The 26,643-nt window shown below is 71.8% G+C and carries 22 protein-coding genes, 1 pseudogene and 1 riboswitch; of the genes and pseudogenes, 6 read left to right on the top strand and 17 right to left on the bottom strand.

What is annotated here, in order from left to right; translation table 11 throughout:
• Window positions 1-183: 183 nt before the first annotated feature.
• The 6 genes from M446_RS15280 to mltG form a co-directional block, all read right to left on the bottom strand.
• The gene (locus tag M446_RS15280) at window positions 184-1,728 is read right to left on the bottom strand and encodes an ABC transporter ATP-binding protein (protein WP_012332996.1); all 1,545 of its coding nucleotides are present in this window, start codon (window positions 1,726-1,728) and stop codon (window positions 184-186) included.
• 52 nt (window positions 1,729-1,780) lie between these two features.
• Window positions 1,781-2,788: a BMP family protein gene (locus M446_RS15285; RefSeq protein WP_012332997.1), complete on the bottom strand. Its 1,008-nt coding sequence runs from the start codon at window positions 2,786-2,788 to the stop codon at window positions 1,781-1,783.
• A 155-nt stretch (window positions 2,789-2,943) separates the two neighbouring features.
• The gene (locus tag M446_RS15290; RefSeq protein ID WP_012332998.1) at window positions 2,944-5,538 is read right to left on the bottom strand and encodes a histidine kinase dimerization/phosphoacceptor domain -containing protein; all 2,595 of its coding nucleotides are present in this window, start codon (window positions 5,536-5,538) and stop codon (window positions 2,944-2,946) included.
• Window positions 5,539-5,735: 197 nt separating this feature from the next.
• A complete protein-coding gene (gmk, locus tag M446_RS15295) occupies window positions 5,736-6,395 on the bottom strand; it encodes a guanylate kinase (RefSeq protein ID WP_012332999.1) in 660 nt (219 codons plus the stop codon).
• A gap of 75 nt (window positions 6,396-6,470) precedes the next feature.
• Entirely contained in the window at window positions 6,471-7,346 is an 876-nt protein-coding gene (locus M446_RS15300; RefSeq protein ID WP_012333000.1) for a YicC/YloC family endoribonuclease, read from the bottom strand.
• 13 nt (window positions 7,347-7,359) lie between these two features.
• Window positions 7,360-8,724 (bottom strand): endolytic transglycosylase MltG, encoded by a 1,365-nt coding sequence (gene mltG, locus M446_RS15305; protein WP_012333001.1) that lies wholly within the window; start codon window positions 8,722-8,724, stop codon window positions 7,360-7,362.
• A 742-nt stretch (window positions 8,725-9,466) separates the two neighbouring features.
• Here mltG and M446_RS38570 point away from each other — a divergent pair.
• The gene (locus tag M446_RS38570; RefSeq protein WP_012333002.1) at window positions 9,467-10,306 is read left to right on the top strand and encodes a hypothetical protein; all 840 of its coding nucleotides are present in this window, start codon (window positions 9,467-9,469) and stop codon (window positions 10,304-10,306) included.
• A gap of 563 nt (window positions 10,307-10,869) precedes the next feature.
• On the opposite strand, the gene fabF is transcribed toward M446_RS38570, so the two are convergent.
• The 5 genes from fabF to M446_RS15335 form a co-directional block, all read right to left on the bottom strand.
• Window positions 10,870-12,129, bottom strand: coding sequence for a beta-ketoacyl-ACP synthase II (gene fabF / locus M446_RS15315; RefSeq protein ID WP_012333003.1), 1,260 nt, complete (start codon window positions 12,127-12,129; stop codon window positions 10,870-10,872).
• A 79-nt stretch (window positions 12,130-12,208) separates the two neighbouring features.
• A complete protein-coding gene (locus M446_RS15320) occupies window positions 12,209-12,445 on the bottom strand; it encodes an acyl carrier protein (protein WP_012333004.1) in 237 nt (78 codons plus the stop codon).
• A 235-nt stretch (window positions 12,446-12,680) separates the two neighbouring features.
• Window positions 12,681-13,421 carry a 3-oxoacyl-[acyl-carrier-protein] reductase gene (gene fabG, locus M446_RS15325; RefSeq protein WP_012333005.1) on the bottom strand — a complete coding sequence of 247 codons (741 nt, stop codon included), beginning with the start codon at window positions 13,419-13,421 and terminating at the stop codon, window positions 12,681-12,683.
• 16 nt (window positions 13,422-13,437) lie between these two features.
• Complete coding sequence (gene fabD, locus M446_RS15330; RefSeq protein ID WP_012333006.1) at window positions 13,438-14,373, bottom strand: ACP S-malonyltransferase; 936 nt, start codon at window positions 14,371-14,373, stop codon at window positions 13,438-13,440.
• Window positions 14,374-14,470: 97 nt separating this feature from the next.
• Window positions 14,471-15,361: an undecaprenyl-diphosphate phosphatase gene (locus tag M446_RS15335; protein ID WP_012333007.1), complete on the bottom strand. Its 891-nt coding sequence runs from the start codon at window positions 15,359-15,361 to the stop codon at window positions 14,471-14,473.
• A gap of 258 nt (window positions 15,362-15,619) precedes the next feature.
• On the opposite strand from M446_RS15335, the gene M446_RS37245 reads away from it, so the two are divergent.
• Window positions 15,620-16,318 (top strand): hypothetical protein, encoded by a 699-nt coding sequence (locus M446_RS37245; RefSeq protein ID WP_026190582.1) that lies wholly within the window; start codon window positions 15,620-15,622, stop codon window positions 16,316-16,318.
• A 128-nt stretch (window positions 16,319-16,446) separates the two neighbouring features.
• On the opposite strand, the pseudogene M446_RS37250 reads toward M446_RS37245, so the two are convergent.
• From M446_RS37250 to thiC, 4 genes and pseudogenes are all read right to left on the bottom strand, one after another.
• Window positions 16,447-17,508, bottom strand: a pseudogene (locus M446_RS37250) (UDP-3-O-acyl-N-acetylglucosamine deacetylase); the annotation flags it as partial.
• Between the two features lie 774 nt (window positions 17,509-18,282).
• A complete protein-coding gene (locus tag M446_RS15345) occupies window positions 18,283-18,540 on the bottom strand; it encodes a hypothetical protein (protein WP_018260422.1) in 258 nt (85 codons plus the stop codon).
• A 97-nt stretch (window positions 18,541-18,637) separates the two neighbouring features.
• Window positions 18,638-18,763 (bottom strand): hypothetical protein, encoded by a 126-nt coding sequence (locus M446_RS38945; protein WP_265576625.1) that lies wholly within the window; start codon window positions 18,761-18,763, stop codon window positions 18,638-18,640.
• An 89-nt stretch (window positions 18,764-18,852) separates the two neighbouring features.
• Window positions 18,853-20,736 carry a phosphomethylpyrimidine synthase ThiC gene (thiC, locus tag M446_RS15350; RefSeq protein WP_012333012.1) on the bottom strand — a complete coding sequence of 628 codons (1,884 nt, stop codon included), beginning with the start codon at window positions 20,734-20,736 and terminating at the stop codon, window positions 18,853-18,855.
• 57 nt (window positions 20,737-20,793) lie between these two features.
• Window positions 20,794-20,901, bottom strand: a riboswitch (TPP riboswitch).
• A gap of 134 nt (window positions 20,902-21,035) precedes the next feature.
• Between thiC and M446_RS15355 the strand changes: the two genes are divergently transcribed.
• Both M446_RS15355 and M446_RS15360 read left to right on the top strand, forming a co-directional pair.
• Entirely contained in the window at window positions 21,036-21,404 is a 369-nt protein-coding gene (locus M446_RS15355) for a restriction endonuclease (protein ID WP_012333013.1), read from the top strand.
• A gap of 97 nt (window positions 21,405-21,501) precedes the next feature.
• A complete protein-coding gene (locus M446_RS15360; RefSeq protein ID WP_012333014.1) occupies window positions 21,502-22,593 on the top strand; it encodes an acyltransferase family protein in 1,092 nt (363 codons plus the stop codon).
• 29 nt (window positions 22,594-22,622) lie between these two features.
• On the opposite strand, the gene M446_RS15365 is transcribed toward M446_RS15360, so the two are convergent.
• A complete protein-coding gene (locus tag M446_RS15365) occupies window positions 22,623-23,081 on the bottom strand; it encodes a GatB/YqeY domain-containing protein (RefSeq protein WP_012333015.1) in 459 nt (152 codons plus the stop codon).
• 165 nt (window positions 23,082-23,246) lie between these two features.
• Here M446_RS15365 and carA point away from each other — a divergent pair, with 165 nt between their 5' ends.
• The gene (gene carA, locus M446_RS15370) at window positions 23,247-24,464 is read left to right on the top strand and encodes a glutamine-hydrolyzing carbamoyl-phosphate synthase small subunit (RefSeq protein ID WP_012333016.1); all 1,218 of its coding nucleotides are present in this window, start codon (window positions 23,247-23,249) and stop codon (window positions 24,462-24,464) included.
• 75 nt (window positions 24,465-24,539) lie between these two features.
• On the opposite strand, the gene M446_RS15375 is transcribed toward carA, so the two are convergent.
• Window positions 24,540-25,592 (bottom strand): NAD-dependent epimerase/dehydratase family protein, encoded by a 1,053-nt coding sequence (locus M446_RS15375; RefSeq protein ID WP_012333017.1) that lies wholly within the window; start codon window positions 25,590-25,592, stop codon window positions 24,540-24,542.
• A 177-nt stretch (window positions 25,593-25,769) separates the two neighbouring features.
• On the opposite strand from M446_RS15375, the gene motA reads away from it, so the two are divergent.
• Window positions 25,770-26,642 (top strand): flagellar motor stator protein MotA, encoded by an 873-nt coding sequence (gene motA / locus M446_RS15380; protein WP_012333018.1) that lies wholly within the window; start codon window positions 25,770-25,772, stop codon window positions 26,640-26,642.
• The last annotated feature ends 1 nt before the right edge of the window (window position 26,643 follow it).

The raw sequence follows: 26,643 nt of genomic DNA on the forward strand, positions 1-26,643 counted from the left end.
CTTGATCGAAGCGGATCCCGGATCACAAGCCTGCGCGGCGCCTGAGCGAAGCCCACATCCGCCATCCCGAAGGGATCAAGCGGATCCCGAGCCCGCGCGGCGCCTGAGCGAAGCCCACATCCGCCATCCCGAAGGGATCAAGCGGATGTGGGATGAGCGGGGCCGGGCGCCGCCCGGACCCGCTCAGGCCCCGGCCGCGTCCCGCGGGCGCGCCGCGCCGTCCGGATCCTGCCCGGCCATCATCAGCCCGAGCCGCGTCAGGTCGAGGCGCTCGGACTCGAGCGCCGGTGACAGGCGGGAGCGCACCATCACGGCGATCCGGTCGCTCAGCGCGAGGAGTTCGTCGAGATCCTCCGAGATCAGCACGATGCCGGCCCCGCGCAGCCGCGCGTCGAGGAGGCGGCGGTGCACCTCCGCCACGGCCCCGACGTCGAGGCCCCGGGTCGGCTGGGCGGCGACGATCAGGCCCGGCGCGCCGTCGAGGGCGCGGGCCAGGATCGCCTTCTGCATGTTGCCGCCCGAGAGGAGCCGGATCGGCGCGTCCGGGCCCGGGCAGCGGATGTCGTAGTCGCGGATCGCGGCCTCTGCGCGCGCCCGGATCGCGGGAAAGCGCAGCAGTCCCGCCCGCTGGAAGCGGGTGCGGATCCCCTCCGCCGCGATGGTCTCGGCCACCGACATCGTCGCCACCACGCCCTCGTGGTGGCGGTCCTCCGGGATGCGGCCGATGCCGAGGGCCACGGCCTGCTTCGGCGCGAAGCGGCGGAGCACCTGCCCGTTCACGCGCACCGTGCCGGCGCTCGGCCGGGCGAGCCCGAACAGGAGCCGGGCCAGGGCGGCCTGGCCGTTGCCCGCCACCCCGGCGATGCCGAGGATCTCGCCCTCGCGCAGGGACAGGCTCGCCCCGTCGAGGCGGTTGCGGGCATCCGGCCCGGCGACGCTCACGCCGTCGAGGGCCAGCACCTCGCGGCCGGGGGCCCGCGCCTGCCGGCGCGAGGCCGGCACGGCCCGGCCGACCATCAGCTCGGCGAGGACCGCCCGGTCGGCGCCGGCGGTCGGGCGCTCGGCCACCTTGCGCCCGCCGCGCAGCACCGCGACGCGGTCGCTCCCGCCCAGCACCTCGCCGAGCTTGTGCGAGATGAAGGCGACGGCGAGCCCCTGCCCGGCGAGCGCCCGCAGGGTCGCGAACAGGCCCTCGCTCTCGGCCGGGGTGAGCACCGCGGTCGGCTCGTCGAGGATCAGCACGCGCGCGTCGCGGTAGAGCGCCTTCAGGATCTCGACCCGCTGGCGCTCGCCGACCGCGAGCCGCGCGACCGGCACGTCGAGGTCGACGCCGAGGCCCGAGCGCCGCATCAGCCCGTCCAGGCGGCGGCGCGCGGCGGCGACGCGGCGGCCGGGGCGCCAGAGCGGCTCGGTGCCGAGCGTGACGTTCTCGAACCCGGTCAGCGCCTCGGCCAGGGCGAAGTGCTGGTGCACCATGCCGATTCCCGCCGCGAGCGCCGCCCGCGGCCGGCCGGGCGGGAGCGCGACGAGGCGGCCGTCCGGGCCGGCGACGCGCACGCTCCCCGCATCGGCCGTGTAATGGCCGAACAGGATGCTCATCAGCGTCGTCTTGCCGGCGCCGTTCTCGCCGAGGAGCGCCAGGATCTCCCCTTGCCTCAGGTCGAGGTCGATGGCGTCGTTGGCGACGAGCGATCCGAAGCGCTTGGTGATCCCGCGCAATTCCAGCACGACCCGCCCGGACCCGTCAGGCCCGGGACGGGAGGGGGCTCGGCCGCTCACCTCAGGCGCTGGATTTCGGCTCGGAATCGTTCACCGCCACCGTGAAGGAACCGCCGCGGATCTCCTTCTCCTTGGCGAGGACGAGATCGATCACCGGCTGCGGCACCAGCTTCGGATCGAGGGGGGCGAGCGAGCAGCCGCCCTTGGCCATGTGGCTCCAGGGGCCGTAATCCTCCGCCGTGAAGCTGCCCTCGATGACCTTGGCGACGGCGCGGTCGATCGTCGGCTCCATGTGCCAGAGGGCCGAGGCGATCACCGTGCCCGGGTATTGCGCGGCCGTGTCGATGACGTTGCCGATCGCCTTGACGCCGCGCTCCTTGGCGGCGTCGGAGACGCCGAAGCGCTCCGCGTAGAGCACGTCGGCCCTGCGCTCGATCATGGCGAAGGCGGTCTCCTTCGCCTTGGGCGGGTCGTACCAGGAATTGATGAAGGAGACCAGGAACTTGACGTCCGGATTGACGGACCGGGCGCCGGCCATGAAGGCGTGCATCAGCCGGTTCACCTCCGGGATGGCGTAGCCGCCGACCATGCCGATGATGTTGGTCCTCGTCTCCTTCCCGGCCACGATCCCGGTCAGGTACGAGGCGTCCTGGATGTAGTTGTCGAAGACCGAGAGGTTGGGCGCCTGCGCCGGGAAGGACGAGCCCATCAGGAAGGCGGTGGACTTGTAGTCGGCGGCGATCCGGCGCGCCGGCCGCTCCAGGCCGAAGGCCTCGCCGATGATCAGGTCCTTCCTGCCCTCCGCGTATTCGCGCAGGACGCGCTCGGCATCGGTGTTGGCGACGTTCTCGGAATACGCGTAGGTGATGTCGCCGCGCGCCTGCGCCGCCTTGAGGGCGAGGTGGATGCGGCTGATCCATTGCTGCTCGATCGGCACCGAGGCGACGAGGGCGACGGCGATGGGCTTCGCCTTCGCGGCGCGGGCGCCGCCGCATCCGAGCCCCGCGAGGGCCGCCCCGCCCGCCGCCAGCAGCGTGCGCCGGCTCAGCTGTCGTCCCGGGTCCGTCATGGTCCTCCTCCCCGAAAGCCCGGGCAGGCGACCATGGCGGGCGGCGCGGCGCAAGCCGTTTCGGCAGGCAATCCTGACCGGTTTGCGCTCAGCGGCCGAGGCTGACGCGTCCGTCTCCCCGCCACCGGCCCGGCGGCCTCTCCGGCGGATGGGGCTCAGGCCGTCACGGTGAAGCAGGTCCCCAGGCAGGGCTCGACCTCGATCCGCGCGTTGATCTGCTCCAGCATCGCCCGCACGAGCTTCATGCCGAGGCCGGTGCCGCGGGCCGGGGCCTCGGCCCAGCCCGTCGGCAGTCCGCGCCCCTCGTCGCGCACCGAGAGGCGCACGCGGCCCTCCGCCTGGGAGGCGACGCTCACGGAGACCCGCCCGCCCTCCGCGCCGTCATAGGCGTACTTGAAGGCGTTGGTGACGAGTTCGGTGGCGATCAGCGAGAGGGCCACCGCCTTGCGGTAGGGCACCATCAGGCCCTGCTCGGCATCGAGTTCCAGCGTGTGGCGATCCCCGGCCATGGCCGAGAGGTCCGCGCACAGGTTCTCGATGGTCTGCCCGAGATCGACCTCGTCCACGCTCTCCGTCTGGTAGAGGCTGTCATGCACGCGGGCGACGCTCATCACCCGCCCCATCGTCTCCGAGAAGGCCTGCTGGGCCGCCGGATCCTTCACCTGGCGCCGCTGCATGTGCAGGAAGGCCGAGACGATCTGCAGCGAGTTCTTGACCCGGTGGTCGATCTCCTTGGCGAGCAGGTCCTTCTCGGCGAGCAGCGCCTCCTTCTCGGCGAGCAGGCCGGTGAGTTCGGCGATCTTGCGCCGCTGGCGCAGCACCACCCCCTCCACCGCCTGGGCCAGCGCCTCGGCCATGCCGACCTGCCACTCGGCGAAGGGCTCGGCGGCGCCGCGCCGCTCCTCCACCCAGCGCTCGAAGGAGCGGCGCGGCAGCATCGTGGCGGTGCCGGCGGCGGCGAGGACGGGCTTGCGCGGGTCGCCGCCCCAGGTGACCGTGCTCGACACCTCCGGCCGAAACCAGAGCAGGAGATGATCGCGGGCCGGATCGACGAAGGCCGCGAGCAAGCCGCTCGCGATCTCCGCGTAGGGCCGGGTCGGCGGGTGCTCCGCCGCGAACTCCGTGGCCGCGTAGCTCGACCGTTCGGCCGGCAGGCGCGCGCGCAGATGCGCCGCGATGGCCAGGATCGCCGCGTCCGGGGGCGCGGCGCCGAGCCGGCGCACGGCGCCCTGCGCGACGATGGCCGCCCCGGTCGCGCCGAAGAGGTCGAGGAGCGTCGTCTCGCCGGAGGTGAGCGCCGTGAGCACGTCGTCCGAGCGGGCGAGCGCGCGCACGAGCCGGCTCTCGGCCGCCAGATGCGCCTGCTGCTCGCGCCGGAGACGGCGGCTCTCCAATTCGTGCAGCCGCAGCGCCAGGGCGTCGGTCAGCAGGCCCGCGGCGGCGCGCGTCTCGGGGGCGACGTAGTGCGGCTTGCGGTGATGCCCGATCATCAGGCCCCAGAGCCGGCCCTCGAGCAGGATCGAGACCGACATGGAGCCGTTCACCCCGAGATTGCGCTGGTACTCCAGGTGGATCGGCGACAGGCTGCGGCTCTGCGCGAAGGTCAGGTCGATCGGCCCCGGCGCGTCCGGGCCCGCCAGCAGCGGGACCGGCACGTAGTCGCGGTCGATGACGAAGCGGCTCTTCGCCCGCGCGTAGAGGGCGCGTGCCTGGGCCGGGATGTCGGAGGCGGGGAAGTGCAGCCCGAGGAGCGAGCGGTCCCAGGCGGGATCCCGCGCCTCCGCGATGGCCTCGCCGTTCCAGTCCGCGTCGAAGCGGTAAATCAGGATGCAGTCGAAGCCGGTGAGGCGCCGCGCCTCCCGGGCGGCGACGCGGGCCGCCTCGGCCAGCGTCTCGGCCGCCCGCAGGTGACCGATCGCCTCCTCGACCTCGGCGAGGCTCGCCGCCGCGAAATCCGCCGGATCGGCCGGCACCCGTTCGAGCTCGACGATCACCCGCGCCCCGCTGCGATGCGCCAGCACCTCGTGCGGGGCACCCCCGGGCGCCAGGGCCGTGCGCCAGCGCAGGATCCGCCCCGCCTCCCAGGCGGAGGCGGCGGCCGCGCGGATCGCCGCGACGAGCGGGTCCGGCAGCAGTCCGGCGAGCGGGCGGCCGAGCGGCGCGGCGCCGAGGGTCTCGGCCGCATTGGCGCTGCAGGCGGCCACGGTCAGGGTCGCCGCGTCGCAGGCGAGCAGGACGGCGTGCGGCTGGATCGCGCCGGGGACGTGGATCGGCTCCCGCGCGCAGAGATCGGGATCGATCGGCTCCGCCCGGACGCGCTGGTCGACCGCGACGCGGACCGCCTCACGGGCCTCCGAGACGGTGACCTGCCCGACGGGCCGCGTCACGATCCAGTAGCGGCCGGGCGTCGCCGAGCCGCGCAGGGCGACGCGGACCCGCAGCGGCTGCGGATCGAAGCCGTAGGCGAAGGAGAACACCTCGTCGAGGACGCCCCGCCGCACCCCCTCGCGGAAGCGGCCGTAGAAGGCGGGCAGGCGCGTGCAGGGCGCGACGTCGCGGAAGAAGTTGCGGCCGACGACGCGCTCCGCCGACCGGCCCGAGAACACGCTCTCGGCCCGGTTGTAGAGGAGGATCGTCCCGTCGGAATCGACCTGGACGACGCCCAGGTCGAGGGCGTCGATCTCCCCGGTCGAGAGGGCGTCGAGCCGCGCGGCTTCCGCGGCCAGCGCGCGGTCGGACATCGTGTTCATCACAGCGGTCTAATCTTATCGGCTTAAGCTGAAGCCGAAAAGTGCCGGGCTGACGCCGCGCCCGGCCGCGCGACGGGGCGGGCCTCGCCAGGGACGATCCGTCGCGACCGCCCACCCTGCCGCCGCTCCCCCCGCATCGCGCCGCCCCGTGCTCCTCGACCGCCAGGAAGCGCGGGCGATTGCGATTGGTTCCGCGGTCAGCCGCCCGCCGGTTCGGCGAGGAGCCCCGCCACGAAGGCGTCGAGCCCGACCTGCCGGGTGCGGCGCAGGCGCTCGGCGCTGAGGATCGCCTCCAGGGTCTTGAAGGAGCGGTCGAGGTCGTCGTTGACGAGGACGTAGTCGTATTCCGACCAGCGCTCGATCTCGCTGCGGGCATTGCGCAGGCGCCGCTCGATCGTCTCGCGGGAATCCTCGGCCCGGCGCTCCAGGCGGCGGCGCAGCTCCGCCATGCTGGGCGGCAGGATGAAGATCGTCACCACGTCGTCGCGCAGCTTGGCGCGCACCTGCCGCGTGCCCTGGTAATCGATGTCGAAGATCATGTCGCGGCCGGCCGCGAGCGCCCGCTCGACCGGGCGGCGCGGCGTTCCGTAGAAATTGCCGTGCACCTCGGCCCATTCGAGCATGTCGTCGCGCTCGCGCAGCTGCTCGAAGGTCTCCCGGTCGATGAAGCGGTAGTGCTGGCCGTCGATCTCGGAGGGCCGCCGGGCCCTGGTCGTCACCGAGACCGAGAGCTCGAGCCCCCATTCGGGCTGCTGGGCGAGGGCGCGGGTCAGCGTCGTCTTGCCCGCCCCCGAGGGCGAGGACAGGATCAGGACCAGACCGCGCCGCGACACCGGCGTCTGCGACCCCACGCTCATCTGCACTCGATTCTCCCGGGCCTCGTCGCGCCAGCTTACCGTTCGACCGTTAAGGACCCGCGGCGGCCGGGCCCGCTACTCGACGTTCTGCACCTGCTCGCGGAATTGCTCAACGACGGCCTTGAGGTCGAGGCCGATGCGCGAGAGCGCCACGTCGTTGGCCTTGGCGCAGAGCGTGTTGGCCTCGCGGCCGAATTCCTGGGCCAGGAAGTCGAGCCGCCGCCCGACCGCCCCGCCGGCCTCCAGCAGGGTGCGGGCCGCCGCCACGTGGGTGCGCAGGCGGTCGATCTCCTCGCGCACGTCGGCCCGCGAGGCGAGCAGCACCGCCTCCTGGTGCAGGCGCGCCGCGTCGAAGGCGGAGAGCTCCATCAGCGCGGCGATCTGGGCCGCGAGCTTGGCGCGGATCGCCTCGGGCTGGCGCGCCGGGCAGGCATCGGCCGCATCCGCCAGGGCGGCGATGGTCGCGAGCTGCTCGGCGATGAGGCCGGCGAGCGCCCGGCCCTCCTCGGCCCGCATGCCCGCCAGCGCCTCCGCGAGGCGTGCGCCCGCCGCCGAGAGGTCGCTCTGCAGGGCGCCCGCATCCTCGCGCACCTCCTCGGATTCGATGACGCCGCGCACCTGCAGCAGCCCGTCCAGGGTCGCGGGCGCGACGCCCTCCGGCCGCGGCAGCCGGGCCACCGCCTCGATCAGGGAGGCGAGCAGCGCCTCGTTGACGCGCACGCGCGGCGCGGACTCGGCGCGCGAGAGCGTCAGGGCGAGCTGGCACTGGCCGCGGGCGAGGCGCCTCTGCAGGCGGCCCCGCACCTCCTCGCCGAGGGCCTCGAAGCCCGGGGGCACCCGCACCCGCACGTCGAGGCCGCGGCCGTTGACGCTCCTGACCTCCCAGGCCCAGTGGACCGGGCCGGTCACGCCCGCCTCGCGGGCGAAGCCCGTCATGCTCGCGATCGCCATCGCTCCGGCCTCGTCAGGGATTGCGCAGGACCGGAACGGTCTTGGGATAGGTCAGGTCGTAGGTCTTGTTGCGCAGAGGATCGCGCGCCGTCCCCTCCGAGGCGTCGAAGCCCCGCGGCTTCGCGTTGGGATCGGCCGCGTCGTAGGCCAGGGGTGCCGCGCCGAGCCCCCGCGTGGCGGGCAGCGCGGAGGGATCGGCCGCCGGCGGCTCGACCTTGTCGACGGAGGTGGCCGCGGCCGGGTCGGTCGCGGCCTTCGCCTTCTCGGCCGCCCGCCAGCGGGCGACGTTGCGATTGTGCGCGTCGAGGCTCTCGGCGAAGGCGTGGCCCCCGGTGCCGTCGGCCACGAAGTAGAGCTCCCGGGTGCGCGACGGGTTCGCCACCGCCTCCAGGGCGGCGCGGCCCGGATTGGCGATCGGCCCGGGCGGCAGGCCCTCGATCACGTAGGTGTTGTAGGGGGTCGGGCGCTCGATCTCCGAGCGCAGGATGCCCCGCCCGAGGGTGCCGCGCCCGCCGACCAGCCCGTACACGATGGTCGGGTCGGATTGCAGCTTCATGCGCTTCTGCAGGCGGTTGACGAAGACGCCGGCGACCCGCGGGCGCTCGTCGGCCCGGCCCGTCTCCTTCTCGACGATCGACGCGAGGGTCACCAGTTCCTGGGGCGTCTTGACCGGGATGTCGGGCGAGCGCCGGGCCCAGACCTGGTTCAGCACCTCGCGCTGCTTGGCGCGCATCAGGTTGATGATCTTCTGGCGGCTGTCGCCGCGCTCGAACTTGTAGGTGTCGGGCAGGAGCGAGCCCTCGGGCGGGACCTCGCCGATCTCGCCGGTGAGTATGTCGTTGTCGTTGAGCCGGGCGACGATCTGCTCGCTGGTGAGCCCTTCCGGGAAGGTCACGGCGTGCTGGACGGGACGGCCCTGGACCAGGGTGTCGATCACGTCATCGATGCTGGCATGGGCCCTGAAGTTGAACTCGCCGGCCTTGAGCGGCTGCTTGCGGGCGAAGCGGGCCGTCAGCTCGAACAGGGCCGGGTGGTCGATCACGCCCTCGCGGGCGAGCAGCGCCGCCATCTCGCCGACGCTGGAGCGCGGCGGCACCACCACCACCTTGTCGTTGGCGAGCGGGCCGGCCTCATTGACCTGGCGGTTGAGCACGACGAGCCCGAGCATCGCCCCGAGCCCCAGGATGGCGAAGAGCGTGAGGAAGCCGCTGATCGCCGAGAGCAGGCCGCCGCGCTCGCGCGGGGGCGGCTCCGGCGGGGGCGGCGCCGCGGTCGGCTTGATCGCCTCGCTGGGGCTGCGGGGGGCGAGACGGCTCGGCGGGGCCGGCTGATCCGGCGCGCTCGGCGGGGGCGCGTCGGTCTTTCGGGTACGGAACATGGCGGTCCTGTTGTGGCGGTCCCCGAGGCGGGACGCGCGCGTGGCCGGCCCGCGGGTCCGGGACCGCCCGACCCTACCAGCCTTTATGGCGAAATGGAGCCGGTCCCGCCCGGCGCGGATGGGCGCGCCGCGCGATCCGGACTGCAACGCCCGGTTGGCCGGGTGCCCGCGCGACCGGATCGGCTTGATTGCGGCGGCGCTTCGCTGCGCCCGTTCGAGCGAGACCCCCGACGCGTCGCGCCGCCGGACGCCGAACCGGCCGGCATCCCGGCTCGGGGGCGCTCGCGGCCTCCTTCGCCGCAATGGCCACCGGGTCGTCAGCTCCGATGACCGTCACAGAATGAACCGTCCGACTGACCCCGGGCACATCCGATCAGGTGCAGTGCGGGCGCGCGGCGCAAGAGAGACGGAGATGCGAGAGAGACAGGACGTGCCACGCATTCGCAATTCATGAAGCGTCGAAGAGAAGCCGGTCAAGAATGCGACCAGATGGACAATACTGCGTCATCAATATTGATAAATGCCATGCGAATCCGCTGATCACATGATCACCGTGCAATTGCACGACTGGAAATACATTCCTAGAAAAAGCAGTTTATCATTAAAGAGAAAATACATTGCAATTGATTCACGCATTTCGATCTCGTAAGCAGAGCGGCGATCCGAAGCTGTTGCCGCTTCTGGTCGCCATGAGCAGCGCTTCGATTCGTGAGAAATCCGGCATAGTCTGCAGGAGGACAGAATGACGACGGGAATCAGAGGCTTGAGCAATCGCTCCGACACGGGAGTGTCTTTCGTAAACACTGAAAACTCACGAGATGATCGCTATATCCATCCAAATACAAAAGATTATAGTGTCTATGCCTGGATCTCACAGCACCGCGAACGCCCATTGGTTGTACAAACCAAAAAAGGCACGCTCAAGATTTGGGATAGTGACTGGAAGATATACGGAAATTGGAACGGGCAATCCGATTTTACCCTGATACCGGATGCGAAGAATACGCAGGATTATTTTATAAACGTCGACGAGTCGGGAGATATCTATTTATCCATCGGCGAAGGCACGAAGAACCGCTACCTTCAGGTCACGGCGATCAAGTGCATCAAACCGTCCGAGCCGGTGGCGAGCGGCCCGCCGGCCTTCTTCCTGGCCGTCCTGGGCGGCGCCGCCGCTCTCGCCGTGACCGTCGGCACCGCAGGAACGGGTGCGATCGTGCTCTCCGTGGCAGGAGGCGCCATCGGCGGCCTGGCCGGCGCCGCCTCGATCTATCCGGAATTGAACAAGATCTTCGACGGGCTTCCCGACGATGTCTTCCTGAGCGTGAACGGCAACAAGGTCTGGCCTCAAAACCAGAATTGCGTCAGCATGAAATCGCAAGAGAGAAAAGAAGTCAATATGATGTTCCAAATGACGGACGAGATGAAGCTTGAAATCTACGATTGGGACGTGATTCGCAATGATGTATTAGGCTCGCGCACTTTCCATAAAAGCAGGCCAGAAGATATTGGTGGCTTCATCATGTTCGGCAACAACGAAGGAGCATTGTATGAGGTCGAATGTGCGATCGTTTATGCCTAGAGCATTTTCGACGAAGTGGACGCCGATTCGGCGTAGGCAACGCGGCGAAATCAACACACCAAAGCAGGGTCCCGCTGCAACTTGATCGAACCCTGCTCTCGAGCATCTCACGCTGACGTGAATGCCGGTTCGTCGGAAATGCGGTGAATCAAGGACCGAGAGCCGCGCCCGATGGCGACGCGATCGGGCGCGGCTCCAGGCTGGCGCATGGTCATGTCCCATGACCCCCGGTTCCGTTCTCGCATTGTCGTCGCGCGATCGGCGTGTCTCGAGATTTCGAGAGGGTCGACGGCCCGGTGCGTGAGCATCCCGGCCGTTGGTCTTCTCTCGGTCTTTCTGGCCTTCGGCGCTTCGTTCCGATTTGGGCCGAAGCGGGGTGATCCGGATTGCCGGCGATCGGTTCGGCGCGAGATCCGGGCAGGGCCGCATCGCCTGTCCGGTGTCCGCCCGCTTGCCGGGCCCGGTTCGTCGCGGTCCGCACGGAACCCTCGATCGCCGTGCCGGGACCAGGTCCCTGCCGTGAGGACCGGGCGGGACCCGCGGTCCGGGAGCCCGCGCCGCCGTCAGGCCACCCGCCGCAGGATCAGCGAGGCGTTGGTGCCGCCGAAGCCGAAGGAGTTCGAGAGCACCACGTCGACCTTGCGGCGGCGCGCCTCGTGCGGGACGAGATCGATCGCGGTCTGGACCGAGGGGTTGTCGAGGTTCAGGGTCGGCGGCACGACCTGGTCGCGGATCGCCAGCACGGAGAAGATCGCCTCGATGGCGCCCGCCGCGCCGAGCAGGTGCCCGGTGGCCGACTTGGTCGAGGACATCGAGACGCCGCGCGCCTCACCGATCAGGCGCTCGACCGCCTTCAGCTCCAGCTCGTCGCCGAGCGGCGTCGAGGTGCCGTGGGCGTTGATGTAGTCGATGTCGGAGGGCGCGATCCCGGCCCGCTTCACCGCCGCGCTCATGCAGCGATAGGCCCCGTCCCCGTCCGGCGAGGGCGAGGTGATGTGGTAGGCGTCGCCCGAGAGGCCGTAGCCCACCACCTCGGCGTAGATCCGGGCGCCGCGGGCCTTGGCGTGCTCGTACTCCTCCAGCACCAGCACGCCCGCCCCCTCGCCCATCACGAAGCCGTCGCGGTCGCGGTCGTAGGGGCGGGAGGCCTGCTGCGGCCGGTCGTTGAAGCCGGTCGAGAGGGCGCGGCAGGCGGCGAAGCCGGCGAGCGACAGCCGGTTGATCGGCGATTCGGCGCCGCCGGCCAGCATCACGTCCGCGTCGCCGAGCGCGATCAGGCGGGCGGCGTCGCCCACCGCGTGGGCGCCCGTGGAGCAGGCCGTGACCACCGCGTGGTTCGGGCCCTTGAGCCCGTGCGCGATGGAGACCTGGCCCGAGGCGAGGTTGATGATCCGGCCCGGGATGAAGAAGGGCGAGATCCGCCGCGGGCCCTTCTCGAACAGCGTCACGGAGGCGTCGTAGATGCCGCCGATGCCGCCGATGCCGGACCCGATCAGCACGCCGGTGGCGCACTGGTCCTCGTGGGTGGTCGGGTGCCAGCCGGCATCGTCGAGGGCCTGCGCGGAGGCCGCCATCGCGTAGACGATGAAGGGATCGACCTTCCGCTGCTCCTTGGGCTCCATGTAGGCGTCGGGGTTGAAGGCCCCCTCACCCGCATTGCCGAGCGGAACCGAGCAGGCGATCTGGCAGGAGAGATCCGAGACGTCGAAGGCCTCCACGCGGGCAGCCCCGCTCTGCCCCTCGATGAGGCGGCGCCACGTGATGTCGACGCCGCTTCCGAGCGGCGACACCATCCCGAGGCCCGTGACGACGACCCGACGCATCGCGTTATCCCAAACCCGTCTCAAACCGCATTCCGCCCGGCCGCCGCACGGCCGAGCCGCTCGATCCCGCGTCCGACCCTCAGCCGGAGTTCTTCTCCAGGAACTTGATCGCGTCGCCGACCGTCTGGATCGTCTCGGCCGCGTCGTCCGGGATCTCGACGTTGAACTCTTCCTCGAACGCCATCACCAGCTCGACCGTGTCGAGGCTGTCGGCCCCGAGATCGTCGATGAAGTTCGCGTTCTCGGTCACCTTCTCGGCCTCCACGCCGAGGTGCTCGACAACGATCTTCTTCACCCGGTCCGCGATATCGCTCATCTGATGGTCCTCGGTTCTTCTCGTGGTGAGGGAGGCGCCGCTGCTGGCGAGCCGGTGCTCCCCGGGAAGCTGGTGGTGCGGCCGGTTTTGCCGGCCGCGCGGTGTGATGGGAAGCCGCACGCGGCCGGACCGCTCAATCCCCTTGTGCGGCCGGCCGGGTGCTTAACACAGGGCTTCCGCCCTGGCGAGGGCCGGTTCAGCGCCGGTTCAGGCACCCGGGCGGCGTGCTGCGCGCTCAGATCATGGCCATCCCGCCGTTCACGTGCAGGGTGTGGCCGGTGACGTAACCCGCCTCGTCGGAGGCGAGGAAGACCGCCGCCGCCGCGACCTCGCCGCCCTCGCCGAGCCGCCCCATCGGGACGGTGGCCAGGATGGCCTCGCGCTGCTTCGCGTTGAGCGCGTCGGTCATCGGCGAGGCGATGAAGCCCGGCGCGATGCAGTTCACCGTGATCTTGCGGCTCGCCACCTCGGCGGCCAGGGCCTTGGTCAGGCCGACGAGGCCGGCCTTGGCGGCGGCGTAGTTGCCCTGGCCGGCATTGCCGGTCGAGCCCACCACCGAGCCGATATTGACGATGCGGCCGGAGCGGCGGCGCATCATGCCCTTCACGGCCGCCCGCGACAGGCGGAACGCCGCCGTGAGGTTGACCGCGATGACGCTGTCCCACTCCTCGTCCTTCATGCGCAGGAAGAGGTTGTCGCGGGTGATGCCGGCATTGTTGACGAGGATGTCGAGCCCGCCGAGCGCCGCTTCCGCCGCCGGCACCAGCGCCTCGACGGCGGCGGTGTCGGAGAGGTCGGCCGGGACGACGTGGACGCGCGCGCCGCCGAGTTCCGCCGCCAGCGCGTCGAGCGCCTCGCGGCGGGTGCCGGAGATCGCCACCTGCGCCCCCTGCGCGTGGAAGGCCCGCGCGATGGCGCCGCCGAGGCCGCCGGTGGCGCCGGTGACGAGGGCCTTGCGGCCGGTGAGGTCGAACATGCTCGTGAGGCCCCGCTCAGAGGGTGAAGGCGTCGATGTCGGCCGGCGCGCCGATCGCGACCGCGCCGGCGCCCGGCGCGATGCGCTTCACGAGGCCGGTCAGGACCTTGCCGGAGCCGACCTCGCAGAAGGCGTCCACGCCGGACGCCGCCATGGCGGCGACGCATTCGCGCCAGCGCACCGTCCCGGTCACCTGCCGGACCAGCGCGTCGCGGATCGCGGCGGGCTCGCGGATCGGCGCGGCCAGGATGTTGGCCACGACCGGCACCTTGGCGGCGCCGAGCTGAACTTGGTCGAGGGCCGCCCGCATCGTCTCGGCGGCGGGACTCATCAGGCGGCAATGGAAGGGGGCGGAGACGTTCAGCATCACGGCGCGCTTGGCGCCGCGCGCCTGCGCCAGGGCGACCGCCCGCTCGACCGCCGCCACGTGGCCGGAGACCACGACCTGGCCGGCGCCGTTGTCGTTGGCGACGTCGCAGACCTCGCCCTGCTCGGCCTCGCCGGCGATCTCCTCGACGGTCTCGATCGGCAGGCCCAGCAGCGCCGCCATCGCCCCGGTGCCGACCGGGACCGCCCGCTGCATCGCCTCCCCGCGCAGGCGCAGCAGCCGCGCCGTGTCGGCGACCGAGAGGGCGCCCGCCGCCGCGAGCGCGCTGTACTCGCCGAGCGAGTGGCCGGCCACGAACGCCACGTCGCGGGCGAGGTCGAGCCCGCGCTCGGCCTCCAGCACCCGCAGCACCGCGAGGCTCGCGGCCATCAAAGCCGGCTGGGCGTTGGCCGTCAGGGTCAGTTCCTCGGCCGGCCCCTCGAACATCAGGCGCGACAGGCTCTGTCCGAGCGCCTCGTCGACCTCGGCGAAGACCGCCCGGGCCGCCGCGTGGCTCTGGCCGAGCGCCGCGCCCATGCCGACGGCTTGGCTGCCCTGTCCGGGAAAGATGAAGGCGCGCGACACGGCTGCGGGTTCCTGCCCTGGGTTGGTTCTTCGATTGGGGCGCGGCACTCGCACCGCTTGGCCCGCCAGTCAAGCGCGGCCGGAGAGGTTCCTCGTCTCAGGCGGCGATGAGGCCGAAATGCAGGGCGACCAGGAGACCGAGCCCGAGGGCGATGCGGTAGAGCACGAAGGGCCAGGCCGAGAAGCGCTCGAGCACGCGCATCAGCAGCCAGATCGCCGCGAAGGCCGAGACGCTCGCCACCGCGAGCCCGACCGCGAGCACGCTCCAGCCCGCGGCGCTGAGCCCGGCCTTGTGCAGGATCCAGATCTCGCGCAGGCCCGCGAGCAGGATTGCCGGCAGCCCGAGGATGAAGGAGATGCGCGCCGCGTCGGCCCGCTGGAAGCCGAGCATGAGGGCGCCGGTGAGGGTCGATCCCGAGCGCGAGACCCCCGGGACGAGGGCGCCGACCTGGGCGAGGCCGACCGCCAGCATGTCGCGCAGCTTCGCCGAGCCCGCCGGCCGCACGTGGCGGGCCGCCGCCTCCGCCAGGGCGAGCAGCAGGCCCATGACCACGCAGGCCCAGGCGATGACCGGCAGGGTGCGCAGCGGCGAGTTGCAGGCGTTCAGCACCGGCGACAGCAGCACGCCCGCGATCACGATCGGGACCGTGGCGAGGGCGATGCCGACCGCGAAGCGGAAGTCGGGGCTGTAATAATCCTTGCGGATCACCGCCGTGACCGAGCCGACGGCGATCTCGCGCACGTCGCGCCAGTAGTAGCTCACCACGGCCGCCAGCGCCGCGAGCTGCATCGCGGCCGAGAAGGCCGAGCCCGGATCCTGCCAGCCGAGGAGCCCCGGCACCACGCGCATATGCGCGGTCGAGGAGATCGGCAGGAGTTCGGTCAGACCCTGCACGACCCCGAGCACGGCCACCCGGACATAGCCGAGGGAGACGAAACCGGTATCGATGCCCTGCACGCAGGCATCCGTCGCGCCATTGGCCACCATCGTTCTCCTGTCGCTGCCGCCGCGCGGGCGCCCCCTCGCGGGTGCAATCCCCTTGCGGGCGCAAGCCCGCCCCGCAGGCCCCTTGCGGGCGCAAGCCCGCCCCGCAGGCCCCTTGCGGGCGCAAGCCCGCCCCGCGGGAGAAAACCCGCCCCGGGCGGCGCCTTTGACGCGCGCAAAGTGTCCGGCTGAAGGCAGGCCCGACCCGTGGCGGCGGCGCCGCGCTTCGGCTATGCGCGGACCGCCGACACGGAACCGCCCATGCACCGCCACCTCGTCCACACCCGCGCCCTCGACTTCTGGCTCGCGCGGGGCGCGATCGGGGTCGTGGCCGCGCTCCAATTCCTCGTCGTCAACGACCTCACCATCGGGCCGCGCTGGCTCGCCCCCGGCCTCGAACTGGCGCTGCTGCTGCCGCTCTCGGCCGCGACGGCCTGGAACCAGCGCCGGGCCAGCCGGGCGACGACGGACGCCCACTGGCAGATCGTGGCCCGGCACCGCCGCCTGATCCGCCGCACCGCGCTGGTGCTGACCGTCCTCGTCACCATCATGAACACCGCCGCGCTGGTGGCGCTCGTGCGCGCGCTCCTGGCCGGCAAGGCCGGCACCGCCCCGACCCTCCTGCTCGACGCCCTCAACATCTGGTCGACGAACGTCATCATCTTCGCGCTCTGGTACTGGGCCTCGGACCGCGGCGGCCCGGCCCTGCGCAGCTTCCGCACCGAGCGGGGCGCCGATTTCCTGTTCCCCCAGATGACGATCGAGAAGGCCGGGGAGACCGGCTTCGTGCCGGGCTTCGTCGATTACCTGTTCCTCTCCTTCACCAACGCGACCGCCTTCTCCCCCACCGACACGCTGCCGCTCACGCAGCGGGCCAAGCTCCTGATGATGGCGGAGGCGTCGATCTCGCTCCTCACCGTCGCGCTCGTGGCCGCGCGGGCGGTGAACATCCTGTCCTGACGCGCCGGCGGGGAGCGCCGCGGGGCTTTCCCCGGCGGGATGCCCGGGCCTCGCTCAGGCCGCGCTCGCGCGGGGGCTGCCGGGGCCGGCTCCAGCCGCCAGAGCTCGGGCCGGGCCATCAGCTCGGCCACGAAGGCGAAGGTCAGGGCGTGGGTCGGGCAATTGGCGACGATCCGCGCGCGCAGGGGCCGCCCGGCGAGCGCGAGGTCGCCGAGGAGGTCGAGCACGCGGTGGCGCACCGGCTCGTCCGGGAAGCGGGCGCCGCCGAGGATGCGTCCGCCCAGCACCACGGCGACCCGCCCCGGCCGGGCGCCGCGCAGCAGCGGCTCCGGCGCGGTGACGATCATCCGGGACAGGGTCCAGGGCGAGATCGGGTGCTGGCACTCGGGCCGGGGCTCGGCGGGAGTGGGGCCGGTGCAGCCGGTGACGGTCTGGCTGTGGAACGAGCGCAGCCAGAGCCGGTGCCGCAGGTCCGGCGGCAGCAGGCGCGTGGCCAGCCGGCTGCGCAGGGCGGCCCGCCAGAGCACCGAGGCGTTGCCGAAGCTGCGGCTCGGCGCGATGGCGCTCCGGAAGGTCTCGGGATCGATCGCGCCCGACCAGCGCAGGACGCCGAAGCCGGGCATGCGGTCGGTGCTGACATCGACGCAGCAGCGGTCGCAGGGCTCCCCCCGCACGAAGCCGTGCGCGTCGCTGACCTCGAACGGCGCCAGCAGGGCGATGGCGTGGCGGGCGGCGGCCTGACGGCGCAGCCCGGCCCGCCCGATCAGGCCGCACCAGGGGCCGGCCGAGCCGTCGAGGATCGGGATCTCCCCGCCCGCCACCGTGACGGCGGCGTTGTCGATGCCGCAGCTCGCGAGGCTCGCCATCAGGTGCTCGACGGTGCGCAGCCGACCCCCGGCCCCGAGATCGAGCGCGGTGCTCATCCGGCTCGGCACCCGCACGCGCCACGTCGCCGGGGTGAAATCCGCCGCCTGACGCAGCGTTCGGAACCGGATGCCGAAATCGGGGGGCGCCGGCTCCACGATCACCCGGCACGTCCTCCCCGTGTGGAGCCCCGGGCCTACGACCTCGAAAGGTGCGGCGAGTGTCGCCTGATCTTCCCCGGACGCGGCACGTCCGTGCCCGCACCAATCCTTCCCACGCCCCTCTCGCACGTGCCGGCCCGCCTCGCCCCCGATCCCGCCTCCCATCGCGCCGGATAGCGGCGTCGGTCAAGTCGCAAGCAGACCAAAAAGGGGGCGTGGCGGATCTGGTCTGTGGCTCGACTGTGCGGGTGGAGGGCGGGAGGCTGGTTTCATTTCCCCTATCGTTGCCGGCCGAACGGTCTGACGAGGAAGACGACGTCGCCGCACGATCGGGACGAGCCGCCCACCATGCATGAAAGTGCCGGTCATCCGCCATCCGGTCGATGGCTTCGCCATCTCCCGTTTCGGCCATGCGGATGTCGGCGTCGCTCGGGCGCCGCGCGGGCTCGTGATCCGGGATCCGCTTCGATCAAGCCGATCCCGGATCAGCCGAGGCGCTTGCACAATTATTCGCAAGTCGGGTTGTGGAGGGCTGCCGGCCGCGGCCAAGACCCGCGCAGCAACAAAAAAGGCCGCCCTTGCGGAACGGCCCGAAGTCTAGGGAGGAAACGCCCACAGGGGCGGCGTGGTCACGACGCCATCGTGACGACGCATGTCTTGCATCGCATGGTGCGGCGCACGCTGCAATCATCCGAATGGGTGGTGCGGCGGAACGCTGCAAGAGGGGAACTTTCCGCTGGGTCTCCGGCGCTCGGCACGACGCGATCCCGGCGGAAGGCGGCTCCCGGGGAACCGGATCCGGAGGTCCGGCGGCCCGCGAGGGCGGGTTCCACCGACGTCACCATCGGGCCCGCCGGACAGGCGCGGCCCGCCGGACAGGCGCGGCCCGCCGGACAGGCGCAGGCCCGCCGGACAGGCGGGCCCCTCATGCCGGTCCGCTCAGCCGAGGATGGCGAGGAGCACCGCCGTGCGCACGGCGAGGTGGCGGGCGGTGCGGCTCACCTCGGCGTCGTAGGCGACCATGTGGGCCCAGGGATGATCGAGGACGGCCGCGGCGATGTCGAGGATGACCCCGTCGGCGATGGTGCGGGGTCCCGGCGCCGGCGCGGCGAGGAAGTCCGAGACGGCGGCGTCGATCTGGTCACGGGTGATGAGGTCCGCCTTGCACAGGTCGGAGAGGGTGGGGGGTGTCGGCATCCCGCCCACATAGCGCGTCCGTACGGCCGAGCTATGCGCCCGCGGGCGGCCGGCCCTGCGGGAAGGGCTCTTCCCGGCCGCCGCGGGGCGGCGCGCCTCACTCGGCCAGGAAGGCGACGAGCGAGAAGAGCCCCGCGATGGCGAGGTTCGCGGCAGCCAGGATCGTCAGAAGCAGCATCGGAGCATCCCCCCGGTCATCGACCTTCGCCGGAAGAACGCGCACGCCCAAGCTAGGGTTTCCGCGCCGGATGCCGGCGCCACGCCGTCGCGGCGCCGGATGCGGGCGCCGCCGCGTCGCGGCGCCCGCCGCGCTCACTCCGCGGCGTCGACGTAGAGCTTGCCGCCCTCGGCCAGGAACTCGGCCGACTTGGCCGCCATGCCGGCCGCCCGGTCCGCCTCGCTCATCGCGGGGGCGGCGCCCACCACGGTGCCGGCCGCCTCCATGGCCAGCACGTCCGCCCGCAGGTCCTGCGTGATCTTCATCGAGCAGAATTTCGGGCCGCACATCGAGCAGAAATGCGCGACCTTGTGGGCGTCCTTGGGCAGCGTCTCGTCGTGGTAGGCGCGGGCCGTGTCCGGGTCGAGGGAGAGGTTGAACTGGTCCTCCCAGCGGAAGTCGAACCGGGCCCGGGACAGGGCGTCGTCGCGCAGCTGCGCGGCCGGGTGGCCCTTGGCGAGGTCGGCGGCGTGGGCGGCGATCTTGTAGGTGATGACGCCGGTCTTCACGTCGTCGCGGTTCGGCAGGCCGAGATGCTCCTTGGGGGTCACGTAGCAGAGCATCGCGGTGCCGTACCAGCCGATCATCGCCGCGCCGATGCCGGAGGTGATGTGGTCGTAGCCGGGCGCCACGTCGGTGGTCAGCGGCCCGAGCGTGTAGAACGGCGCCTCGCCGCACTCGCGCAGCTGCTTCTCCATGTTGACCTTGATCTTGTGCATCGGCACGTGGCCGGGGCCCTCGATCATGACCTGACAGCCCTTCTCCCAGGCGACCTTGGTGAGTTCGCCGAGGGTCTCGAGCTCGGCGAATTGCGCCGCGTCGTTGGCGTCGGCGATCGAGCCGGGCCGCAGGCCGTCCCCGAGCGAGAAGGAGACGTCGTAGGCGCGCATGATCTCGCAGATCTCGTCGAACCGCTCGTAGAGGAACGATTCCCGGTGGCCGGCGAGGCACCAGCGGGCCATGATCGAGCCGCCGCGCGAGACGATGCCGGTGACCCGCCGCGCGGTCAGCGGCACGTGGGCGAGCCGCACGCCCGCATGGATGGTGAAGTAGTCGACCCCCTGCTCGGCCTGCTCGATGAGCGTGTCCCTGAACACCTCCCAGTCGAGTTTCAGCGGGTCGCCCCCGACCTTCTCCAGGGCCTGGTAGATCGGCACGGTCCCGATCGGCACCGGCGCGTTGCGCAGGATCCAGCCGCGGATGTTGTGGATGTTGCGGCCCGTCGACAGGTCCATGACGGTGTCGGCGCCCCAGCGGGTCGCCCAGACCATCTTCTCGACCTCCTCGGCCGCCGAGGAGGTCACGGCCGAGTTGCCGATATTGGCGTTGATCTTGACCAGGAAGTTGCGGCCGATGGCCATCGGCTCGAGTTCGGTGTGGTTGATGTTGGCCGGGATGATGGCGCGGCCGCGGGCGATCTCGTCGCGCACGAATTCCGGGGTGATGAAGGGCGGAATCGCCGCGCCGAAGCTCTCGCCGTCGGCGAGCTTGGCCTCGGCCTGGTCCAGCATCGCCCGGCGGCCGAGATTCTCCCGGTGGGCGACGTAGATCATCTCCTCGGTGACGATCCCGGCCCGGGCGAACTCGTACTGGGTCACCATCTGGCCGGGAGCGGCCCTGCGGATCGTGCGCGCGGCCGGGCAGGGGGCGACCAGCCTGTCCTCGGCCGCGAAGCCGTTATCCTCCGGCTTGACCGCGCGGGGCGTCACCGCGGCGTAGCCGCGGCCGGCGATCCAGGGATCGCGCAGCTGGGGCAGGCCGGCCGCGAGGTCGACCTTGGCGTCGCTCTCCGTGTAGGGGCCCGAGGGATCGTAGACGCGCACCGGCGCCTCGGCCGGATCGCTGAGGGCGATCTCGCGCAGCGGCACCCGGATGTCAGGCCGCCCCTCGGGACTGGCATAGACCTTGACGGAGCCGGCGATCGGTCCCGTGGTCACGCTCTGCGGCAGGCCTTTGGGGGGAATGACGGGGGCGTTCATGGATCTCTCCCGGTTCGAGGAGATCCGGACAGTGACCGTGGCGTACGGGGGAGCGTCTCGCGTGGTGGTTCCCGTCCCTCCGCCGGTATGACCCGGATCAGGTTCAAGGGTCAGGGCGCACGAAACCCACTCTCAGCCCCATGCGGGGCCCCCCTCGGAACGCCCGAACTGTCTGCGCCGCCGACGGGTTTGTCAATTGCGCGCGATCCGCCGCAGCGCGCGGCCCTCGCCCGCCCGCCGGGCACATCCCAGATCGGGGCGGCGCGAGGGGCCGGGGGCGGCGAGCGGGGGAGGACGGGGTGGGACGGCGAGGCCGGCGCTGGCGGGGCGACGATCCGGCGACGCCGGGCGCCTCCGCCCCCGCGACATGCCCCCTCTGCGAGCGGCCGATCCCGCCCGGCGCGCGCCAGAGCCGCCACCACCTCACGCCGAAGCTCAAGGGCGGCACCCACGGGCGGACCGTGCAGCTGCACCAGATCTGCCACTCGGCGATCCACGCCCGCTACAGCGAGGCCGAGATCGCCCGCCGGCTCGCCGACGTGGAGAGCCTGCGCGCCGATCCGGAGATCGCCCGCTTCCTCGCCTGGGTGCGCACCAAGCCCGACGATTTCCACGCGGCGACGCGGCTGACGCGCGCGCGGCGCGCCACGAAGCGCGAGCCCCGTTAACCTGCCGTCAAGGCTTTCCCGCGCTCGGTCCGCGCCGAGACGCGGCCTTTACCGCCGATGGGCTCAACTCGGCGGCGAAGACAGCCAGGAGGCCCCGATGTCCGCCCCCTCCCCCGCCGCGCCGTCCCGCCTCGCCTGGGTCGACGTCGCCAAGGGCATCTGCATCCTCCTCGTGGTGATGATGCACGCGACCCTCGGCACCGGCGAGGCGATGGGCGGCGAGGGCTTCCTCCACCCGGTCGTGGCCTTCGCCAAGCCGTTCCGGATCCCGGACTTCTTCCTGCTCTCGGGCCTCTTCGTCGGGCGCGTCCTCGACCGGGACTGGCGCCTGTTCGCGGACCGGCGCGTCGTGCACTTCGCCTATTTCTACGGATTGTGGACGCTGATCCAGTCGGCCGCGAAGTACGGCCAGATCACCGCGGGGGCGGGCCCCGGGGCCTTCCTGCTCCACCTCGCGCACGCCCTCGTCGAGCCCTACTCGACGCTGTGGTTCATCTACCTGCTGGCGCTGTTCTCGGTCGCGACCAAGCTCCTGCGGCGGGTGCCGTGGCCGGTCCTGCTCGGCGCGGCGGCCGCGCTGGAGATCCTGCCGATCGAGACCGGCTGGCTGGCGGTGGACGAGTTCTGCGCGCGCTACGTCTACTTCCTCGGAGGCGCGCTGTTCGCCGAGCGGATCTTCGCCCTGGCCGACTTCGCCCGCCGCCGCCCGGCCCCGGCCCTGGCGGGGCTGGCGGCCTGGGCGCTCCTCGACGGCGTCCTCGCCTTCACACCCTCCGGGCTGGCCGGGCATCCGACGCTCGCGAGCCTGCCGGTGGTGGGTCTGCTGCTCGGGGCGGCCGGGGCGCTCGCCATCGTCGCGGCGGCGGCCCTCCTCACCCGGGCCGGCGGCCCGGTCACGGCGGCGCTCCGGCACTGCGGCGAGCGCTCGATCGTGATCTACCTCGCCTTCTTCCTGCCGATGGCGGCGACCCGCATCCTGATCGCGAGGACCGGGGTGATCGCGGATGTCGGCCTCGCCTCGCTGGCGGTGACGGTCGCGGCCGCGAGCGTGCCGCTCCTCATCGCGCGCGCGGTGCGGCACACGCCCCTGCGCGTGCTGTTCGTGCGGCCCCGGGCGTTCCGGATCGTGCCGGACCGCCCGGAAGCGGACGGCCCGGCGGGCGCGATCGGCTCCCTGCGCGGCGCCTGACCCCGGCCGCCGGGGCGGTCGGGGGCCCGTCAGCCCCCCGCCAGCATCCCCTTCACGAGCCCGCTCGCCCTGGCGAAGTCCATCCGTCCGGCATATTTCGCCTTCAGGGCGCCGATCACCCTGCCCATGTCCTTGGGGCCGGCGGCGCCGGTCTCGGCGATGGCGGCCTCGATCGCGGCCCGGGTCTCGGCCTCGTCCATCTGCTGGGGCAGGAAGGTGGCGATGATCGCCGCCTCGGCCCGCTCGGCGGAGGCGAGTTCCGGGCGCTCGCCCTGCTCGTAGAGCGCGGCGGATTCGTTGCGCTGCTTGATCATCTTCTGCAGCACGGCGAGGATCTCCTCGTCGGCGAGCGGCCCCTTGCCGAGACCGCGGGCCTCGATGTCCTTGTCCTTGAGGGCGGCCTGGATGAGGCGGACGGTGGCGAGCTTCGCCTTGTCGCCGGCCTTCATGGCCTCCTTCATCTCGGCGGTGAGGCGCTCGCGCAGCATGGTGGTCGGATCTCCGTTTGGAACGAGGAACTTGAGCCGCCGGCGCGGGATCCCCACATTGACCGGGCGAGGGGGCGCCCCTTAAAGACGCCCTGCCGGACACTTCCCGCGCGCGCCACCCCCCGGGCGGTCGGCCGTCCGCGCGACATAAGCGAGATCACGATCATGCTGCAAGACGACGCCGCGGGCGCCCCCGCGTCCTCCGACGGCTGGGCCGAGCCCGTCGCCACCGCCCTGCTGGTGCTGGCGGACGGCACCATCCTCGAAGGCTTCGGCATCGGGGCGACCGGCGAGGCGGCGGGCGAGGTCTGCTTCAACACCGCCATGACCGGCTACCAGGAGATCCTGACCGATCCCTCCTACGCGGGCCAGATCGTCACCTTCACCTTCCCGCATATCGGCAATGTCGGCACCAACGACGAGGACCTGGAGAGCCTGGAGCAGGCCCCGGCCTCGGGCGTGCGCGGCGCGGTGATCGCCGCCGCGGTGACGAACCCGTCGAACTGGCGCTCGTCCGACCACCTCGACGGCTGGCTGCGGGCCCGCGGCATCATCGGCATCACCGGCGTCGACACGCGGGCGCTCACCGCGCTGATCCGCGAGCGCGGCATGCCGAACGCCGTCATCGCCCACGACCCGCAGGGGCGCTTCGACCGCGAGGGCCTGAGGGCCAGGGCGCGGGACCTGCCCTCCATGGAGGGGCTCGACCTGGTCCCGCCGGTGACGAGCCGCGCCACCGCCGCCTGGGGCGAGACCGTGTGGGAGCGCGGCCAGGGCTACGGCCGGAAGGCGCCCGGCGAGGGCCTGCGGGTCGTGGCGATCGATTACGGGGTCAAGCGCAACATCCTGCGGCTGCTCACCCGGGCGGGCTGCGACGTCACCGTGGTGCCGGCCACCGCGACGGCCGAGGACATCCTGGCCTTGAAGCCCGACGGGGTCTTCCTGTCGAACGGCCCGGGCGACCCGGCCGCGACCGGCGCGTATGCGGTGCCGGTGATCCGCCAGCTCCTCGACCGCAAGGTGCCGACCTTCGGCATCTGCCTCGGCCACCAGCTGATGGGCCTCGCCCTCGGCGGCAGGACCGTGAAGATGGGCCAGGGTCACCACGGCGCGAACCACCCGGTGAAGGACAAGACCACCGGCAAGGTCGAGATCGTGTCGATGAATCACGGATTCGCGGTCGATCCGCAGAGCCTGCCCGGCACGGCGGTCGAGACGCACGTCTCGCTGTTCGACGGCTCGAATTGCGGGCTCGCGCTCACCGACCGCCCGGCCTTCTCGGTGCAGTACCACCCGGAGGCCTCGCCGGGACCGCGCGACAGCCACTACCTCTTCGACCGCTTCGTCTCGCTGATCCGCCAGGCGAAGGGCGGCAACGCCTGACCGGCGGGCCGCGGCGCCGCCATGCCGACGGTCATTTCCGATGGCCGTTGGTTCCGTTCTCGACGTGCCGCCACGCTATTCGCTCGTGTCGACCCTTCGAGAGGCTCGAAGGCCCGCGGCGTCAGCGTCCGGGCCGTTCGCATGATACGCCCGGTACCAGTCCACGAAGGCGGCGACGCCCTCGCGCAGGGGCGTCGCGGGCGCGTAGCCGATGAGGTCGCGCAGCAGGCCGGTCTCGGCCTGGGTGAGCGGCACGTCGCCGGGCGGCAGGTCGCGCAGCAGGCGCGTCGCCCGCCGCCCCAGCGCCGCCTCCAGGCCGTCCAGCAGGTCCGAGACGGTGGCGGGGTTGCCGCCCCCGATATTCACCACCCGGAAGGGCGCGACGGGGCTGAGCGAGTCGGATTCCGAGACCGGCGCGCCTCCCGGCGGCCGGTCGATCAGCCGCACGATGCTCTCGATCAGGTCGTCGATGTAGGTGAAGTCGCGCGCGGCCCGGCCGTGGTCGAACACCTCGACCGGCTCGCCCGCCAGGATCCGCTTCGTGAAGACGAACACGGCCATGTCCGGACGGCCCCACGGCCCGTAGACCGTGAAGAACCGGAAGGCGGTGGTCGGGATCCGCCACAGATGCGCGTAGGCATGCGCCATGGATTCTCCCGCCACCTTGGAGGCGGCGTAGAGGCTGACCGGCCGCGCCACCGGGTCGGTCTCGCGGAAGGGGACGCGGTCGTTGCCGCCGTAGACCGAGGAGGTCGAGGCGAGGAGCGCGTGGCGCACCGGATGCGCCCGCAGGCCCTCCAGCACCTCGAAGGTGCCCACCACGTTGGCGGCGACGTAGCTCGCCGGGTTCTCGAGGCTGTAGCGCACGCCCGCCTGGGCGGCGAGGTGGACGAGGATGTCGGGCCTCGCCTGGTCCATCACGCGGGCGAAGAAGCCGGGCTCCTCCAGGAGGCCGACGTGGTTGGCAAAGCCCGGCCCTTCGAGGGCGCGCAGCCGCGCCCGCTTCAGGCCGACGTCGTAATAGTCGGTGAGGCCGTCGATCCCGGTGACGCGGTGTCCGTCGGCGAGGAGGCGCCGGGCGAGGTGGAATCCGATGAAGCCGGCCGCCCCGGTCACGACACAATGCATCTCGACTGATCTCCGTGCGGCCCGGCGCACCTTGCGCGCGGCGCCGCATTCGTCAACGCTCCGGGCCCCGATCCCGCACCCGGCTCGCCCGCCCGCCATCCTCCCGCTCTTCAGCCCCGCGCAAGCCTGCGGTCCTATCCCACGACCATCGGCGACTGTCCCGGGGGAGCGAGGATCGTGGGTGTACTGATCGGCTTGGTCATCGCGCTCGGGGCGATGATCGGCGGGTTCCTCGCCGAGGGCGGGCACCTCGCGGTGATCTGGCAGCCCTGGGAATTCGTCATCATCGGCGGAATGGCGATCGGCACCTTCGTGATCGCCAACCCGATGAAGACGGTGGTCGATTCGGGCAAGGGCCTGCTCGAGGCGGTCACCGACCGGGTGCCCAAGCGCAAGGATTACCTCTCGCTCCTCGGCCTGCTCCACGCCCTCATGCGCGAGCTCAAGGCCAAGCCGCGCAACGAGGTCGAGCCGCACCTCGACGACCCGGCGAACTCGTCGATCTTCAAGAACTATCCCGACATCCTGAAGAACCTCGAACTGACGATGTTCATCTGCGACTACGCCCGGCTGATCCTGATCGGCAACGCGCGGCCGCACGAGATCGAGGCGCTGATGGACGAGGAGATCGGCACCCACAAGCGGGACGCGCTCAAGCCCTACGCCTCGATCAGCACGGTCGCGGAGGCGCTCCCGGCCCTCGGCATCGTGGCGGCGGTGCTCGGCATCGTGAACGCCATGGGCGCCCTGGACCAGCCGCCGCACGTGCTGGGCCACCTGATCGGCGCCGCGCTGATCGGCACGCTCGGCGGCATCACGCTCTCCTACGGCATCCTCGCGCCCCTCGCCAGCAAGGTGAAGATGGTGCGCGACAAGCAGACGAGGGTCTACGTCATCGTGAAGCAGAGCCTCATCGCCTACATGAACGGCGCCCTGCCGCAGATCGCGGTCGAGCACGGCCGCAAGGGCATCTCGCTCGCGGACCGCCCGACCATCGACGAGGTCGAGACCGCCACCGTGGGCGGCGGCCAGCAGCGCGAGGCGGCCTGAC

Source organism: Methylobacterium sp. 4-46 (assembly GCF_000019365.1).
Taxonomy (GTDB): Bacteria; Pseudomonadota; Alphaproteobacteria; order Rhizobiales; family Beijerinckiaceae; genus Methylobacterium.

Bases quoted from the DNA above. Each gene is read 5' to 3' on its own strand.
- M446_RS15285 (WP_012332997.1), bottom strand. From the start codon at position 2,788: ATGACGGACCCGGGACGACAGCTGAGCCGGCGCACGCTGCTGGCGGCG.
- M446_RS15290 (WP_012332998.1), bottom strand. From the start codon at position 5,538: ATGAACACGATGTCCGACCGCGCGCTGGCCGCGGAAGCCGCGCGGCTC.
- gmk (WP_012332999.1), bottom strand. From the start codon at position 6,395: ATGAGCGTGGGGTCGCAGACGCCGGTGTCGCGGCGCGGTCTGGTCCTG.
- M446_RS15300 (WP_012333000.1), bottom strand. From the start codon at position 7,346: ATGGCGATCGCGAGCATGACGGGCTTCGCCCGCGAGGCGGGCGTGACC.
- mltG (WP_012333001.1), bottom strand. From the start codon at position 8,724: ATGTTCCGTACCCGAAAGACCGACGCGCCCCCGCCGAGCGCGCCGGAT.
- M446_RS38570 (WP_012333002.1), top strand. From the start codon at position 9,467: ATGACGACGGGAATCAGAGGCTTGAGCAATCGCTCCGACACGGGAGTG.
- fabF (WP_012333003.1), bottom strand. From the start codon at position 12,129: ATGCGTCGGGTCGTCGTCACGGGCCTCGGGATGGTGTCGCCGCTCGGA.
- M446_RS15320 (WP_012333004.1), bottom strand. From the start codon at position 12,445: ATGAGCGATATCGCGGACCGGGTGAAGAAGATCGTTGTCGAGCACCTC.
- fabG (WP_012333005.1), bottom strand. From the start codon at position 13,421: ATGTTCGACCTCACCGGCCGCAAGGCCCTCGTCACCGGCGCCACCGGC.
- M446_RS15335 (WP_012333007.1), bottom strand. From the start codon at position 15,361: ATGGTGGCCAATGGCGCGACGGATGCCTGCGTGCAGGGCATCGATACC.
- M446_RS37245 (WP_026190582.1), top strand. From the start codon at position 15,620: ATGCACCGCCACCTCGTCCACACCCGCGCCCTCGACTTCTGGCTCGCG.
- M446_RS15345 (WP_018260422.1), bottom strand. From the start codon at position 18,540: ATGCCGACACCCCCCACCCTCTCCGACCTGTGCAAGGCGGACCTCATC.
- thiC (WP_012333012.1), bottom strand. From the start codon at position 20,736: ATGAACGCCCCCGTCATTCCCCCCAAAGGCCTGCCGCAGAGCGTGACC.
- M446_RS15360 (WP_012333014.1), top strand. From the start codon at position 21,502: ATGTCCGCCCCCTCCCCCGCCGCGCCGTCCCGCCTCGCCTGGGTCGAC.
- M446_RS15365 (WP_012333015.1), bottom strand. From the start codon at position 23,081: ATGCTGCGCGAGCGCCTCACCGCCGAGATGAAGGAGGCCATGAAGGCC.
- carA (WP_012333016.1), top strand. From the start codon at position 23,247: ATGCTGCAAGACGACGCCGCGGGCGCCCCCGCGTCCTCCGACGGCTGG.
- M446_RS15375 (WP_012333017.1), bottom strand. From the start codon at position 25,592: ATGCATTGTGTCGTGACCGGGGCGGCCGGCTTCATCGGATTCCACCTC.